This is a genomic window from Mycobacterium sp. Aquia_216, from assembly GCF_026723865.1.
Lineage (GTDB): Bacteria > Actinomycetota > Actinomycetes > Mycobacteriales > Mycobacteriaceae > Mycobacterium.
In genome coordinates this window covers 4,825,464-4,840,024 of the sequence record NZ_CP113529.1, presented here as the reverse complement: position 1 = coordinate 4,840,024, position 14,561 = coordinate 4,825,464, and the positions used below count along the sequence as shown (strand labels likewise).

The following is a 14,561-nucleotide window of genomic DNA, read 5'->3' as shown; positions in this document are numbered from 1 at the left end:
GAATCGGCCTGAGCCACACACCATTACAGAAGCCTGGTAGACCACTACCAGTTATAAGGAGGAAAAGAATGGCCCTGGACCCCCAAGTCGCTGCCGCTGCTCTCATCGGCGGTGGAATCATCATGGGCGGCGGCGCAATCGGCGCCGGAATCGGTGACGGTATTGCCGGCAACGCGTTGGTTGCGGGCATTGCCCGGCAACCCGAGGCACAAGGCCGGTTGTTTACGCCGTTCTTCATCACCGTCGGTCTGGTTGAGGCGGCCTACTTCATCAACCTGGCCTTTATGGCGCTGTTCGTCTTCGCCACCCCCGTCGGCTAGTTCGCTGTGATGGGTGACGCGAGTCGCAGCGTTCTGGCATCCGGCCAGTTGGTAGCCGAGGGAGGCAATAACTTCCTCGTCCCCAACGGCACGTTCTTTTTCGTGCTGGCGATCTTCCTGATCGTGCTGGCCGTCATCGGCACATTCGTCGTGCCGCCGGTCATGAAGGTATTGCGCGAACGCGACGCGATGGTCGCCAAGACCGCCACCGACACCAAGAAGGCGAACGAGCAGTTCGAAGCCGCGCAGGCCGATTACGAGAAGGCGATGACAGAAGCCCGAGTCCAGGCGTCGTCCTTCCGCGACAAGGCCCGCGCGGACGGCCGCAAGGTCGTCGACGACGCGCGGGCAAATGCCGAGCAGCAGGTGCTGGTGACATTGCAGCAGGCCGGCGAGCAATTGAAGCGGGAAAGGGACGCTGTGGAGCTGGATTTGCGTGCCAACGTGGCTACCATGTCGGCGACGTTGGCCAGTCGGATCCTCGGAGTCGACGTCACAACTTCTGCCGCGACAAGGTAACTATCAATGTCGACGTTTATTGGACAGCTGATCGGATTCGCGGCCATCGTGTGGTTGGTGGTGCGCTACGTGGTGCCGCCAGTGCGCAATTTGATGGCCGCTCGTCAGAACACGGTGCGCCAGCAGTTGGAGGACTCGGCGGCGGCCGCTGAGCGGCTGACGGAGTCAACGACAGCCCATAGCAAGGCTGTGGAAGCCGCCAAGTCGGACGCCGAGCAGGTCGTCGAAGAGGCCAAGGTAGACGCGGGCCGGATTGCCGAACAGCTACAGGCCCAGGCCGAGTTCGATGCGCAGCGCATCAAGGCACAGGGTGCGCGCCAGGCCGAGCTGTTGCGGGCCCAACTGAGCCGTCAGCTACGGCTGGAGCTCGGGCACGAATCTGTCCGCCAGGCAGAGGAATTGGTGCGCAATTACGTCGCCGACGCCCAGCAGCAATCGTCCACCGTCGATCGCTTCCTGGACGAGCTCGATGCCATGGCGCCCGCGCCGGCTGACGTCAAGTACCCCTTGATGGCGAAGATGCGCTCGGCCAGTCGGCGTGCGCTGAAGAGCGTCACGGACCGGTTCGACACCATCGCAAAGGATCTCGACAATCAAGGGCTGGAAAAGCTTGCTGCTGAACTGGTTTCGGTAGCCAAGATACTGAACGGCGAAGTTGTCGTCACCCGGTATCTCACCCTGCCTTCCGAAGACGCCGCGCCCAGGGTCAGGTTGCTCGAACGCCTGGTGTCCGGCAAAATCGGCGATCCCACTCTGGCGCTGTTGAGGACGGCCGTCTCGGAACGGTGGTCCGCCAACACGGATCTGATCGACGCCGTCGAACATGTGGCGCGCCAAGCGCTATTGGAAGTCGCCGCGCGCGAGGATCGCGTCGACGAGGTCGAAGACCAGTTGTTCCGGTTTGCGCGGATCCTTGAGGCGCAGCCGCGCCTTGCAGTCCTGTTAGGCGAGTACGGGGCTCCGGCGGAAGGCCGAGTCAAGTTGCTACGCAGTGTGCTCCAAAGCGCGAGCGGCCGGAGCAACCGGATTACGAACGCATTGCTGTCCCAGACTATTGAGTTGTTGAGAGGTCAGTCGGCCGACGACGCCGTGACGTTCCTGGCCGAAGCGGCGGTGGCACGGCGCAACGAAGTCGTCGCGCAGGTGACTGCGGCGGCCGAGCCCAGCGATGCTCAGCGCACTCGCCTGACCGAGGTGCTCAGCCGCATCTATGGACATCCGGTAGCGGTGCAGCTGCAGACCGACGCCGCACTGCTGGGTGGGCTCCTGATTTCCGTGGGCGACGAAGTGATCGACGGGACGCTCTCGTCTCGCCTGACCGCGGCCGAGGCTCAACTGCCCGAGTGAACACGTACTAGCCAGCAATAACCGAAGTAGGAAGACGAAAAGCTATGGCCGAGTTGACGATATCCGCTGCTGACATTCAGAGCGCGATCGAAGAGTATGTAGATTCCTTCACCTCCGACACCTCCCGCGAGGAGGTCGGCACCGTTATCGATGCCGGAGACGGCATCGCGCACGTCGAGGGTCTGCCCTCGGTGATGACCCAGGAGCTGCTCGAGTTCCCGGGCGGTGTCCTGGGGGTCGCCCTCAACCTCGACGAGCACAGTGTCGGCACGGTGATCCTCGGTGACTTCGAGAAGATCGAAGAAGGCCAGCAGGTCAAGCGCACCAACGAAGTCCTGTCGGTCCCCGTCGGTGACGCGTTTCTGGGACGGGTGGTCAACCCCCTTGGTCAACCGATCGACGGCGGCGGCGACATCGAAGCCGAGACGCGACGCGCGCTGGAACTGCAGGCACCTTCGGTGGTGCAGCGCCAAAGCGTCAGTGAGCCGCTGCAGACCGGGATCAAGGCCATCGACGCGATGACACCGATCGGGCGTGGCCAGCGTCAGCTGATCATCGGTGACCGCAAGACCGGTAAGACCACGGTCTGCGTCGACACCATCCTCAACCAGCGCCAGAACTGGGAGACGGGCGACGAGAGCAAGCAGGTGCGCTGCGTCTACGTGGCCATCGGCCAGAAGGGCACCACGATCGCGTCCGTGCGCCGCACCCTGGAAGAGGGCGGCGCGATGGACTACACCACCATCGTGGCGGCGCCGGCCTCGGATGCTGCGGGCTTCAAATGGCTTGCGCCGTATGCCGGTTCGGCGATCGCGCAGCATTGGATGTATCAGGGCAAGCACGTGCTCATCGTGTTCGACGACCTGACCAAGCAGGCCGAGGCGTATCGCGCCATCTCGCTGCTGCTGCGCCGCCCGCCCGGCCGCGAGGCCTACCCCGGCGACGTCTTCTATCTGCACTCGCGGCTGTTGGAGCGATGCGGGAAACTCTCCGACGAGCTCGGTGCCGGTTCGCTGACCGGTTTGCCGATCATCGAGACGAAGGCCAACGACATCTCGGCCTACATCCCCACCAACGTCATCTCGATCACCGACGGACAGTGCTTCTTAGAGACCGACCTGTTCAACCAGGGCGTCCGGCCGGCCATCAACGTCGGTGTCTCGGTGTCCCGAGTCGGTGGCGCGGCGCAGATCAAAGCCATGAAAGAGGTCGCAGGAAGTCTCCGTTTGGACCTGTCGCAGTACCGCGAATTGGAATCCTTCGCCGCCTTTGCCTCCGATTTGGACGCCACCTCGAAAGCACAGTTGGAGCGCGGCGCGCGGTTGGTCGAGCTGCTCAAGCAGCCGCAAAACCAGCCGTTGCCCGTCGAGGAGCAGGTGGTTTCCATGTTCCTGGGCACCGGTGGGCACGTGGACTCGGTGCCCGTCGAGGATGTCAGGCGATTCGAAACCGAGCTGCTGGACCACATCCGGGGCTCCGAGGGAAAGATCCTCGAAGAGATCCGCACCAGCCAGAAGCTCAGTGAGGAAAACGAGAAGGCCCTCACCGACGCCATCGATCACTTCAAGAAGGGCTTCGCGGCAACCGGGGGTGGGTCGGTGGTGCCCGACGAGCACGCCGAGGCCAAGGAAGACGACGGCAAGGAATCGGTGAAGGTCAAGAAAGCCGAGCCCAAGGAAAAGGACGCCAAGGGCGAGTCCAAGAAGGACAAGAACTAGCTAACCATGGCTGCCACACTTCGCGAACTACGCGGGCGGATCCGCTCCGCGGGCTCGATCAAGAAGATCACCAAGGCCCAGGAGTTGATCGCGACGTCGCGCCTGCCCAAGGCCCAGAATCGGCTCGATTCCGCCCGGCCCTACGCCTTCGAGATCACCCGGATGCTCACCACCCTGGCCGGCGAAGCCGCTCTGGACCATCCGTTGCTCGTCGAGGGTACGGATCCGACCCGCGCCGGCGTTCTGGTGGTGTCCTCTGACCGTGGGTTGTGCGGCGCGTACAACTCCGGCATCTTCCGGCGCTCCGAGCAGCTTTTCGCACAGCTTCGCGATGAGGGAAAAGAACCCGTCCTCTACACCGTGGGACGAAAGGCGCAGAACTACTACACCTTCCGGAACTGGGATATCGCCGCGTCGTGGTCGGGCTTCTCTGAGCAACCCCAGTACGATGCCGCCGCAGAGATCGGTTCGACCCTGGTCAACGCGTTCATGAAGGGCGCCGGGGATGACGGCGATCAGGCCGACGACGTTGCGGGCGTCAACGAACTGCACATCGTGTACTCGGAGTTCAAGTCGATGATGTCGCAGACCCCGGTGGCCCACCGGATGGCTCCCTTGGTCGTGGAGTACGTCGAGGAAGACACCGGACCGCGCACCCTGTACTCGTTCGAGCCGGATGCGACGACGCTGTTCGATGCGTTGCTGCCGCGGTACCTGACCACGCGGGTTTATGCGTCCATGCTCGAGTCCGCGGCATCGGAGCTGGCGTCGCGTCAGCGGGCGATGAAATCGGCCACCGACAACGCCGACGACCTCATCAAGGCTCTGACGCTAGAGGCTAACCGCGAGCGGCAGGCCCAGATCACCCAGGAAATCAGCGAAATCGTCGGTGGCGCGAACGCGCTCGCCGACGCCGCCAAGTAGCCCCACAAGGAAGCGAAAAAGATAATGAGCGCTACTGCCGAAAAGACCGACAAGCCAACGAAATCGGACACCAGCGGCCGCGTGGTACGGGTGACCGGGCCGGTCGTCGACGTCGAGTTCCCGCGGGGTTCGGTCCCCGAGCTGTTCAACGCACTGCACGCCGAGATCACGTTCGAGGAGCTCAAGAAAACCCTCACGTTGGAGGTGGCGAACCACCTAGGCGACAACTTGGTGCGCACGATCTCGATGCAGCCCACCGACGGCCTGGTGCGCGGGGTTGAGGTGACCGACACCGGTGCCGCGATCTCGGTGCCGGTTGGCGAGGACGTCAAGGGCCACGTTTTCGATGCCCTTGGACGCTGCCTGGACGAGCCGGGCTACGGAGAAGACTTCGAGCACTGGTCGATTCACCGCAAGCCGCCCGCTTTCGAGGACCTCGAACCTCGCACCGAGATGCTCGAGACCGGACTGAAGGTGGTGGACCTCCTCACCCCGTACGTGCGTGGCGGCAAGATCGCCCTGTTCGGCGGCGCCGGCGTGGGCAAGACGGTGCTGATCCAGGAGATGATCAACCGCATCGCTCGTAACTTCTCCGGTACTTCGGTGTTCGCCGGCGTGGGGGAGCGCACCCGTGAGGGCAACGACCTCTGGGTCGAGCTCAAGGAAGCCAACGTGCTCAAGGACACCGCGCTGGTCTTCGGTCAGATGGACGAGCCGCCCGGCACTCGTATGCGAGTCGCACTGTCCGCGCTGACGATGGCGGAATGGTTCCGTGACGAAGCGGGCAAGGACGTGCTGCTGTTCATCGACAACATCTTCCGGTTCACCCAGGCCGGCTCGGAGGTGTCGACACTGCTCGGCCGGATGCCGTCGGCGGTGGGTTATCAGCCCACGCTGGCCGACGAGATGGGCGAGTTGCAGGAGCGCATCACCTCGACGCGAGGAAAGTCGATTACGTCCATGCAGGCCGTGTACGTGCCGGCCGACGACTACACCGACCCGGCGCCGGCAACGACGTTCGCCCACCTGGACGCCACCACCGAGCTGTCTCGTGGGGTGTTCTCCAAGGGCATCTTCCCGGCGGTGGACCCGCTGGCGTCGAGCTCCACCATCCTCGACCCCAGCGTCGTCGGTGACGAGCACTACCGGGTGGCGCAGGAAGTCATTCGAATCCTGCAGCGGTACAAGGACCTTCAGGACATCATCGCGATCCTCGGTATCGACGAGCTGTCGGAAGAGGACAAGCAATTGGTCAACCGGGCCCGGCGTATCGAGCGGTTCCTGTCGCAGAACATGATGGCGGCCGAACAGTTCACCGGCCAGCCGGGTTCGACGGTCCCGGTCAAGGAGACCATCGAGGCGTTCGACCGCCTGAGCAAGGGCGATTTCGACCACGTGCCCGAGCAGGCCTTCTTCTTGATCGGCGGCCTGGACGATTTGGCGAAAAAGGCCGAGAGCCTCGGCGCCAAGCTGTGATCGAGACTCCTGGTGACTCGAAAGGTGGTGTGGCATGGCTGAATTGAACGTCGAGATAGTCGCCGTCGACCGCAAGATCTGGTCGGGGGAGGCAACGTTTCTGTTCACCCGGACCACCGCCGGCGAGATCGGCATTCTGCCCCGCCATATCCCGTTGGTGGCTCAGTTGGTCGACGACGCGATGGTGCGCGTCGAACGCGAAGGCGAAGACGACCTGCGCGTTGCGATAGACGGCGGCTTCTTGTCGGTCACCGAGGAGAGTGTCACCATTCTCGCCGAATCCGCCGAGTTCGAATCGGAGATCGACGAGGCCTCCGCCAAGCAGGATTCCGAGTCCGACGACCCTCGCACTGCCGCCAGGGGACGCGCCAGATTGCGCGCCGTCGGCGCGATCGACTAGCCGTCGATGAGCGCGCCCATGGTTGGCATGGTCGTGCTCGTCGTCCTGTTAGGCGCCGCCGTTCTCGCCTTGAGCTACCGGCTGCTGAAACTCCGGCAGGGCGGCACGGCCGGAATCATGCGGGACATCCCGGCGGTGGGGGGCCACGGCTGGCGGCACGGCGTGATCCGTTATCGCGGGGGTGAAGCCGCGTTCTACCGGCTCTCCAGCGTCCGGCTCTGGCCGGATCGCCGGCTCAGCAGGCGAGGCGTCGAGATCGTGGCCCGGCGCGCGCCGCGCGGCGACGAGTTCGACATCATGACCGACGAGATCGTGGTGCTCGAACTGCGCGATACGACCCAGGAACGCAGGTCGGGTTACGAAATCGCGCTCGATCAGGGCGCGTTGACCGCGTTCTTGTCGTGGTTGGAGTCCCGTCCGTCACCCCGCGCCCGCCGCCGCAGCGTATAACCAAAAGCGCGCTGGCTCAACAGGTTTAGGCGCCGCCGCCCGGCTTCCACAGCACATCGCCACCCGTGTTGGCCGCCCGCGACAGGATGAAGAGCAGATCCGACAGCCGGTTCAGGTATTTCGCCGGTAGCACGTTGACTTCGTCCGGCGCGGAATCGACGGCGGCCCATGCCGATCGCTCGGCGCGGCGCACCACGGTGCGGGCAACGTGCAGCAGTGCCGACAACGGCGAACCACCGGGCAGCACAAAGGAATTCAGTGCCGGTAGGGGCTCGTTGTAGCTGTCGCACCATCCCTCGAGCCGATCGACGTAGGACTGGGCCACTCGCAGCGGCGGATATTTCGGGTTCGCGACTACCGGGGTGGACAGATCCGCACCGGCGTCGAAAAGGTCGTTTTGGATCTGACGCAGCACGCCCGCGATTTCGGGATCGGGCTGACCCAGGGCGATGGCGACGCCGATCGCGGAGTTTGCCTCGTCGCAATCCGCGTACGCGACCAGGCGGGGGTCATTCTTCGAGACGCGCGAGAAGTCGCTCAATCCCGTGGTTCCGTCGTCGCCGGTGCGGGTATAGATGCGGGTCAGGTGTACTGCCATGAACAAACCGTACTCGGCGAAGTGAGTCGGCTGACTGACAAGCCGATACCGCTTCACTAGACTGACGCGGGTGTCTGAGCGATTCGTGGTCACCGGCGGCAACCGGTTGTCCGGCGAAGTCGCAGTAGGGGGCGCCAAGAACAGCGTGCTCAAGCTGATGGCCGCGACCCTATTGGCCGAAGGCACCAGCACGATTACCAACTGCCCGGACATCCTCGATGTGCCGTTGATGGCCGAGGTACTGCGTGGCCTGGGTGCCACTGTCGAACTCGACGGGGACGTCGCCCGCATCACCTCACCCGACGAGCCCAAGTACGACGCCGACTTCGCGGCGGTGCGGCAGTTCCGCGCTTCGGTGTGCGTGTTGGGCCCGCTGGTCGGCCGATGCAAGCGGGCCAAGGTTGCGCTTCCCGGTGGTGACGCGATCGGATCGCGTCCGCTGGACATGCACCAGGCAGGCCTGCGGCAGCTGGGCGCGACCTGCAATATCGAGCACGGCTGTGTGGTGGCGCAAGCAGACACGTTGCGCGGCGCGGAGATTCAGCTCGAGTTCCCTTCGGTGGGAGCAACCGAGAACATCCTGATGGCTGCGGTCGTGGCCGAGGGTGTCACCACCATTCACAACGCGGCCCGCGAACCCGATGTGGTCGATCTGTGCACGATGCTGAACCAGATGGGCGCCAAGGTCGAGGGTGCCGGTTCGCCCACGATGACCATCACCGGCGTCCCGCGCCTTTACCCGACCGAGCACCGGGTGATCGGCGACCGCATCGTGGCCGCTACCTGGGGGATCGCCGCCGCCATCACCCGTGGTGACATCTCGGTGACGGGTATCGATCCGGGGCATCTTCAGGTGGTGCTGCACAAACTGCACGACGCGGGCGCCACCGTCACCCAGACGGACAGCAGCTTTCGCGTGACGCAGTACGAACGCCCGAAGGCCATGAACGTCGCAACCTTGCCGTTCCCCGGTTTTCCGACCGATCTGCAACCGATGGCGATAGCGCTGGCATCGATCGCCGACGGCACCTCGATGATCACGGAGAACGTGTTCGAGGCGCGCTTCCGATTCGTCGAAGAGATGATCCGTCTCGGCGCCGACGCGCGCACCGACGGCCATCACGCCGTGGTGCGGGGCCTGCCGCAGCTTTCCAGCGCCCCGGTCTGGTGTTCCGACATCCGCGCCGGCGCCGGACTGGTGCTCGCGGGGCTTGTTGCCGATGGCGACACCGAGGTCCACGACGTCTTTCACATCGATCGCGGCTACCCGTTGTTCGTGGAGAACCTGGCGATTTTGGGAGCGGAGATCGAGCGGGTACAGTAACCAAAGTCAGTGCCCCACAGGCGCGGTCACCACACGAAGGAGACCGAGACCGGGGCTTGACTCCCTAGCCGGATTGGTACTAACCTGGCACGGCTGCCCTCGCAGCGATCACCACGATCGCAAGAAAATTGGGGGTTGACGCCTCTGCCGGAACTGTATTAAGCTGGCAGGGTTGCCCCGAAGCGGGGTGAAATAAGTAAGAGTGTTGTTTGAGAACTCAATAGTGTGTTTGGTGTTTTTGTTTGTTGTTGTTTTTTGACCACACCGTAAACACTCCCCGTGTGATGGGTGTGGTCGTTTTATTTTGATGCCAGTTATTGGTGTCTTTTTGTTAGGTCAGATTTTCTCTGGTTGTAAATTCGCCTCGTTTATCGAGGAGTTTTTGTTTGGAGAGTTTGATCCTGGCTCAGGACGAACGCTGGCGGCGTGCTTAACACATGCAAGTCGAACGGAAAGGCCTCTTCGGAGGTACTCGAGTGGCGAACGGGTGAGTAACACGTGGGTAATCTGCCCTGCACTTCGGGATAAGCCTGGGAAACTGGGTCTAATACCGAATATGACCACGAGACGCATGTCATGTGGTGGAAAGCTTTTGCGGTGTGGGATGGGCCCGCGGCCTATCAGCTTGTTGGTGGGGTGACGGCCTACCAAGGCGACGACGGGTAGCCGGCCTGAGAGGGTGTCCGGCCACACTGGGACTGAGATACGGCCCAGACTCCTACGGGAGGCAGCAGTGGGGAATATTGCACAATGGGCGCAAGCCTGATGCAGCGACGCCGCGTGGGGGATGACGGCCTTCGGGTTGTAAACCTCTTTCAGCAGGGACGAAGCGCAAGTGACGGTACCTGCAGAAGAAGCACCGGCCAACTACGTGCCAGCAGCCGCGGTAATACGTAGGGTGCGAGCGTTGTCCGGAATTACTGGGCGTAAAGAGCTCGTAGGTGGTTTGTCGCGTTGTTCGTGAAAACCGGGGGCTTAACCCTCGGCGTGCGGGCGATACGGGCAGACTGGAGTACTGCAGGGGAGACTGGAATTCCTGGTGTAGCGGTGGAATGCGCAGATATCAGGAGGAACACCGGTGGCGAAGGCGGGTCTCTGGGCAGTAACTGACGCTGAGGAGCGAAAGCGTGGGGAGCGAACAGGATTAGATACCCTGGTAGTCCACGCCGTAAACGGTGGGTACTAGGTGTGGGTTTCCTTCCTTGGAATCCGTGCCGTAGCTAACGCATTAAGTACCCCGCCTGGGGAGTACGGCCGCAAGGCTAAAACTCAAAGGAATTGACGGGGGCCCGCACAAGCGGCGGAGCATGTGGATTAATTCGATGCAACGCGAAGAACCTTACCTGGGTTTGACATGCACAGGACGCCGGCAGAGATGTCGGTTCCCTTGTGGCCTGTGTGCAGGTGGTGCATGGCTGTCGTCAGCTCGTGTCGTGAGATGTTGGGTTAAGTCCCGCAACGAGCGCAACCCTTATCTTATGTTGCCAGCGGGTAATGCCGGGGACTCGTGAGAGACTGCCGGGGTCAACTCGGAGGAAGGTGGGGATGACGTCAAGTCATCATGCCCCTTATGTCCAGGGCTTCACACATGCTACAATGGCCGGTACAAAGGGCTGCGATGCCGCAAGGTTAAGCGAATCCTTTTAAAGCCGGTCTCAGTTCGGATCGGGGTCTGCAACTCGACCCCGTGAAGTCGGAGTCGCTAGTAATCGCAGATCAGCAACGCTGCGGTGAATACGTTCCCGGGCCTTGTACACACCGCCCGTCACGTCATGAAAGTCGGTAACACCCGAAGCCAGTGGCCTAACCTTTTGGAGGGAGCTGTCGAAGGTGGGATCGGCGATTGGGACGAAGTCGTAACAAGGTAGCCGTACCGGAAGGTGCGGCTGGATCACCTCCTTTCTAAGGAGCACCACGAGAAACACTCCAATTGGTGGGGTGTGAGCCGTGAGGGGTTCTTGTCTGTAGTGGACGAGGGCCGGGTGCACAACAGCAGATGAATCGCCAGACACACTATTGGGCCCTGAGACAACAGTCGGGCGTTCAGTTCCGAGTGGTGTCCCTCCATCTTGGTGGTGGGGTGTGGTATTTGAGTATTGAATAGTGGTTGCGAGCATCTAGACGGATACGTTGCCCTCGTGGTGCGTGTTCGTCAAAAATGTGTAATTTTTCTTTTGGTTTTTGTGTTCGTAAGTGTTTAAGGGCACATGGTGGATGCCTTGGCATCGAGAGCCGATGAAGGACGTGGGAGGCTGCGATATGCCTCGGGGAGCTGTCAACCGAGCGTTGATCCGAGGATTTCCGAATGGGGAAACCCAGCACGAGTTATGTCGTGTTACCCGTATCTGAATATATAGGGTGCGGGAGGGAACGCGGGGAAGTGAAACATCTCAGTACCCGTAGGAAGAGAAAACAAAAGTGATTCCGCAAGTAGTGGCGAGCGAACGCGGAACATGGCTAAACCGCATGCATGTATAACCGGGTAGGGGTTGTGTGTGCGGGGTTGTGGGATTGATATGTCTTAGCTCTACCTGGCTGAGGGGCAGTCAAAAAGTGTCGTGATTAGCGGAAGTGGCCTGGGATGGTCTGCCGTAGACGGTGAGAGCCCGGTACGCGAAAATCCGGCACCTGCCTTGTATCAACTCCCGAGTAGCAGCGGGCTCGTGGAATCTGCTGTGAATCTGCCGAGACCACTCGGTAAGCCTAAATACTTCTCGATGACCGATAGCGGATTAGTACCGTGAGGGAATGGTGAAAAGTACCCCGGGAGGGGAGTGAAATAGTACCTGAAACCGTGTGCCTACAATCCGTCAGAGCCTCCTTGTGGGGTGATGGCGTGCCTTTTGAAGAATGAGCCTGCGAGTCAGGGACATGTCGCAAGGTTAACCCGTGTGGGGTAGCCGCAGCGAAAGCGAGTCTGAATAGGGCGCTTGAGTGGCATGTTCTGGACCCGAAGCGGAGTGATCTACCCATGGCCAGGGTGAAGCGCGGGTAAGACCGCGTGGAGGCCCGAACCCACTTAGGTTGAAGACTGAGGGGATGAGTTGTGGGTAGGGGTGAAAGGCCAATCAAACTCCGTGATAGCTGGTTCTCCCCGAAATGCATTTAGGTGCAGCGTTACGTGTTTCACCACGGAGGTAGAGCTACTGGATGGCCGATGGGCCCTACTAGGTTACTGACGTCAGCCAAACTCCGAATGCCGTGGTGTATAGCGTGGCAGTGAGACGGCGGGGGATAAGCTCCGTACGTCGAAAGGGAAACAGCCCAGATCGCCGGCTAAGGCCCCTAAGCGTGTGCTAAGTGGAAAAGGATGTGCAGTCGCAGAGACAACCAGGAGGTTGGCTTAGAAGCAGCCACCCTTGAAAGAGTGCGTAATAGCTCACTGGTCAAGTGATTGTGCGCCGATAATGTAGCGGGGCTCAAGCACACCGCCGAAGCCGCGGCAACCGCAAGGTTGGGTAGGGGAGCGTCCCTCATGCAGAGAAGCTGTCGGGTGACCGATGGTGGAGCGTGGGGGAGTGAGAATGCAGGCATGAGTAGCGATTAGGCAAGTGAGAACCTTGCCCGCCGAAAGACCAAGGGTTCCTGGGCCAGGCCAGTCCGCCCAGGGTGAGTCGGGACCTAAGGCGAGGCCGACAGGCGTAGTCGATGGACAACGGGTTGATATTCCCGTACCCGTGTATGAGCGTCCCTGACGAATCCATTCTGCTAACCACCCAAATGGTGGTCTATCAATCCCTTCGGGGAGCGAGGACTATCGGCTGCGTGGGACCCGGGTGGGTAGTAGTCAAGCGATGGGGTGACGCAGGAAGGTAGCCGTACCAGTCAGTGGTAATACTGGGGCAAGCCTGTAGGGAGAGCGATAGGCAAATCCGTCGCTCATATTCCTGAGAGGTGATGCATAGCCGATTGAGGCGAATTCGGTGATCCTCAGCTGCCAAGAAAAGCCTCTAGCGAGCGCATACATGGCCCGTACCCCAAACCAACACAGGTGGTCAGGTAGAGAATACCAAGGCGTACGAGATAACTATGGTTAAGGAACTCGGCAAAATGCCCCCGTAACTTCGGGAGAAGGGGGGCCGGCTTACCGTGAACAGCCTTGCGCTGGGAGCGGGATCCGGCCGCAGAAACCAGTGGGAAGCGACTGTTTACTAAAAACACAGGTCCGTGCGAAGTCGCAAGACGATGTATACGGACTGACGCCTGCCCGGTGCTGGAAGGTTAAGAGGACCCGTTAATCGTAAGGTGAAGCGGAGAATTTAAGCCCCAGTAAACGGCGGTGGTAACTATAACCATCCTAAGGTAGCGAAATTCCTTGTCGGGTAAGTTCCGACCTGCACGAATGGCGTAACGACTTCCCAACTGTCTCAACCATAGACTCGGCGAAATTGCACTACGAGTAAAGATGCTCGTTACGCGCGGCAGGACGAAAAGACCCCGGGACCTTCACTACAACTTGGTATTGGTGTTCGGTACTGTTTGTGTAGGATAGGTGGGAGACTGTGAAACTCTAACGCCAGTTAGAGCGGAGTCGTTGTTGAAATACCACTCTGACCGTATTGGACACCTAACTTCGAACCCTTATCGGGTTCAGGGACAGTGCCTGGCGGGTAGTTTAACTGGGGCGGTTGCCTCCTAAAATGTAACGGAGGCGCCCAAAGGTTCCCTCAACCTGGACGGCAATCAGGTGTTGAGTGTAAGTGCACAAGGGAGCTTGACTGCGAGACTTACAAGTCAAGCAGGGACGAAAGTCGGGACTAGTGATCCGGCACCCCCGAGTGGAAGGGGTGTCGCTCAACGGATAAAAGGTACCCCGGGGATAACAGGCTGATCTTCCCCAAGAGTCCATATCGACGGGATGGTTTGGCACCTCGATGTCGGCTCGTCGCATCCTGGGGCTGGAGCAGGTCCCAAGGGTTGGGCTGTTCGCCCATTAAAGCGGCACGCGAGCTGGGTTTAGAACGTCGTGAGACAGTTCGGTCTCTATCCGCCGCGCGCGTCAGAAACTTGAGGAAACCTGTCCCTAGTACGAGAGGACCGGGACGGACGAACCTCTAGTGCACCAGTTGTCCCACCAGGGGCACCGCTGGATAGCTACGTTCGGACAGGATAACCGCTGAAAGCATCTAAGCGGGAAACCTTCTCCAAGATCAGGTTTCTCACCCTTTTAGAGGGATAAGGCCCCCCGCAGACCACGGGATTGATAGGCCAGACCTAGAAGCTCAGTAATGAGTGCAGGGAACTGGCACTAACCGGCCGAAAACTTACCAACACAATCGCAACCACTATTCTGTGACTATTTTAGTCGCGCCGAATACCACACCCCCCATCAATACACTTGAATGAAAAATAAATAGAGTTACGGCGGCCACAGCGACAGGGAAACGCCCGGTCCCATTCCGAACCCGGAAGCTAAGCCTGTCAGCGCCAATGATACTGCCCTATCGGGTGGAAAAGTAGGACACCGCCGAACATACACAAAAAC

At 60.9% G+C, this 14,561-nt stretch carries 10 protein-coding genes and 3 rRNA genes; 12 read left to right on the top strand and 1 reads right to left on the bottom strand.

Annotated elements, in window-relative coordinates:
• Positions 1–74 precede the first annotated feature (74 nt).
• Genes OK015_RS22555 through OK015_RS22520 form a run of 8 tightly spaced genes read left to right on the top strand, consistent with a single transcriptional unit; the run spans position 75 to position 7,154 of the window.
• The gene (locus OK015_RS22555; protein WP_090609504.1) at positions 75–320 is read left to right on the top strand and encodes a F0F1 ATP synthase subunit C; all 246 of its coding nucleotides are present in this window, start codon (positions 75–77) and stop codon (positions 318–320) included.
• 9 nt (positions 321–329) lie between these two features.
• On the top strand, positions 330–839 hold the full coding sequence (locus OK015_RS22550; protein ID WP_268126243.1) for a F0F1 ATP synthase subunit B: 510 nt from the start codon (positions 330–332) through the stop codon (positions 837–839).
• A 6-nt stretch (positions 840–845) separates the two neighbouring features.
• A complete protein-coding gene (locus OK015_RS22545) occupies positions 846–2,186 on the top strand; it encodes a F0F1 ATP synthase subunit B/delta (RefSeq protein ID WP_268126241.1) in 1,341 nt (446 codons plus the stop codon).
• Between the two features lie 44 nt (positions 2,187–2,230).
• Complete coding sequence (gene atpA, locus OK015_RS22540) at positions 2,231–3,904, top strand: F0F1 ATP synthase subunit alpha (RefSeq protein ID WP_268126239.1); 1,674 nt, start codon at positions 2,231–2,233, stop codon at positions 3,902–3,904.
• Between the two features lie 6 nt (positions 3,905–3,910).
• On the top strand, positions 3,911–4,828 hold the full coding sequence (locus tag OK015_RS22535; RefSeq protein WP_268126237.1) for a F0F1 ATP synthase subunit gamma: 918 nt from the start codon (positions 3,911–3,913) through the stop codon (positions 4,826–4,828).
• A 24-nt stretch (positions 4,829–4,852) separates the two neighbouring features.
• Complete coding sequence (gene atpD / locus OK015_RS22530) at positions 4,853–6,304, top strand: F0F1 ATP synthase subunit beta (RefSeq protein ID WP_268126236.1); 1,452 nt, start codon at positions 4,853–4,855, stop codon at positions 6,302–6,304.
• A 34-nt stretch (positions 6,305–6,338) separates the two neighbouring features.
• Complete coding sequence (locus tag OK015_RS22525; protein ID WP_268126235.1) at positions 6,339–6,704, top strand: F0F1 ATP synthase subunit epsilon; 366 nt, start codon at positions 6,339–6,341, stop codon at positions 6,702–6,704.
• Between the two features lie 6 nt (positions 6,705–6,710).
• Positions 6,711–7,154 (top strand): DUF2550 domain-containing protein, encoded by a 444-nt coding sequence (locus tag OK015_RS22520; RefSeq protein WP_268126233.1) that lies wholly within the window; start codon positions 6,711–6,713, stop codon positions 7,152–7,154.
• Positions 7,155–7,179: 25 nt separating this feature from the next.
• Here the strand turns inward: OK015_RS22520 and OK015_RS22515 are convergent, their stop codons facing one another.
• Positions 7,180–7,752: a cob(I)yrinic acid a,c-diamide adenosyltransferase gene (locus OK015_RS22515; RefSeq protein ID WP_268126232.1), complete on the bottom strand. Its 573-nt coding sequence runs from the start codon at positions 7,750–7,752 to the stop codon at positions 7,180–7,182.
• A gap of 70 nt (positions 7,753–7,822) precedes the next feature.
• Between OK015_RS22515 and murA the strand changes: the two genes are divergently transcribed.
• From murA to rrf, 4 genes are all read left to right on the top strand, one after another.
• The gene (murA, locus tag OK015_RS22510) at positions 7,823–9,076 is read left to right on the top strand and encodes a UDP-N-acetylglucosamine 1-carboxyvinyltransferase (RefSeq protein ID WP_268126230.1); all 1,254 of its coding nucleotides are present in this window, start codon (positions 7,823–7,825) and stop codon (positions 9,074–9,076) included.
• Between the two features lie 383 nt (positions 9,077–9,459).
• Positions 9,460–10,978, top strand: a 16S ribosomal RNA gene (locus tag OK015_RS22505).
• A gap of 285 nt (positions 10,979–11,263) precedes the next feature.
• Positions 11,264–14,348 (top strand): 23S ribosomal RNA (locus OK015_RS22500).
• Between the two features lie 88 nt (positions 14,349–14,436).
• Positions 14,437–14,549: ribosomal RNA gene (gene rrf, locus OK015_RS22495) — 5S ribosomal RNA — on the top strand.
• Together the 16S, 23S and 5S rRNA genes form the textbook arrangement of a ribosomal RNA operon.
• The last annotated feature ends 12 nt before the right edge of the window (positions 14,550–14,561 follow it).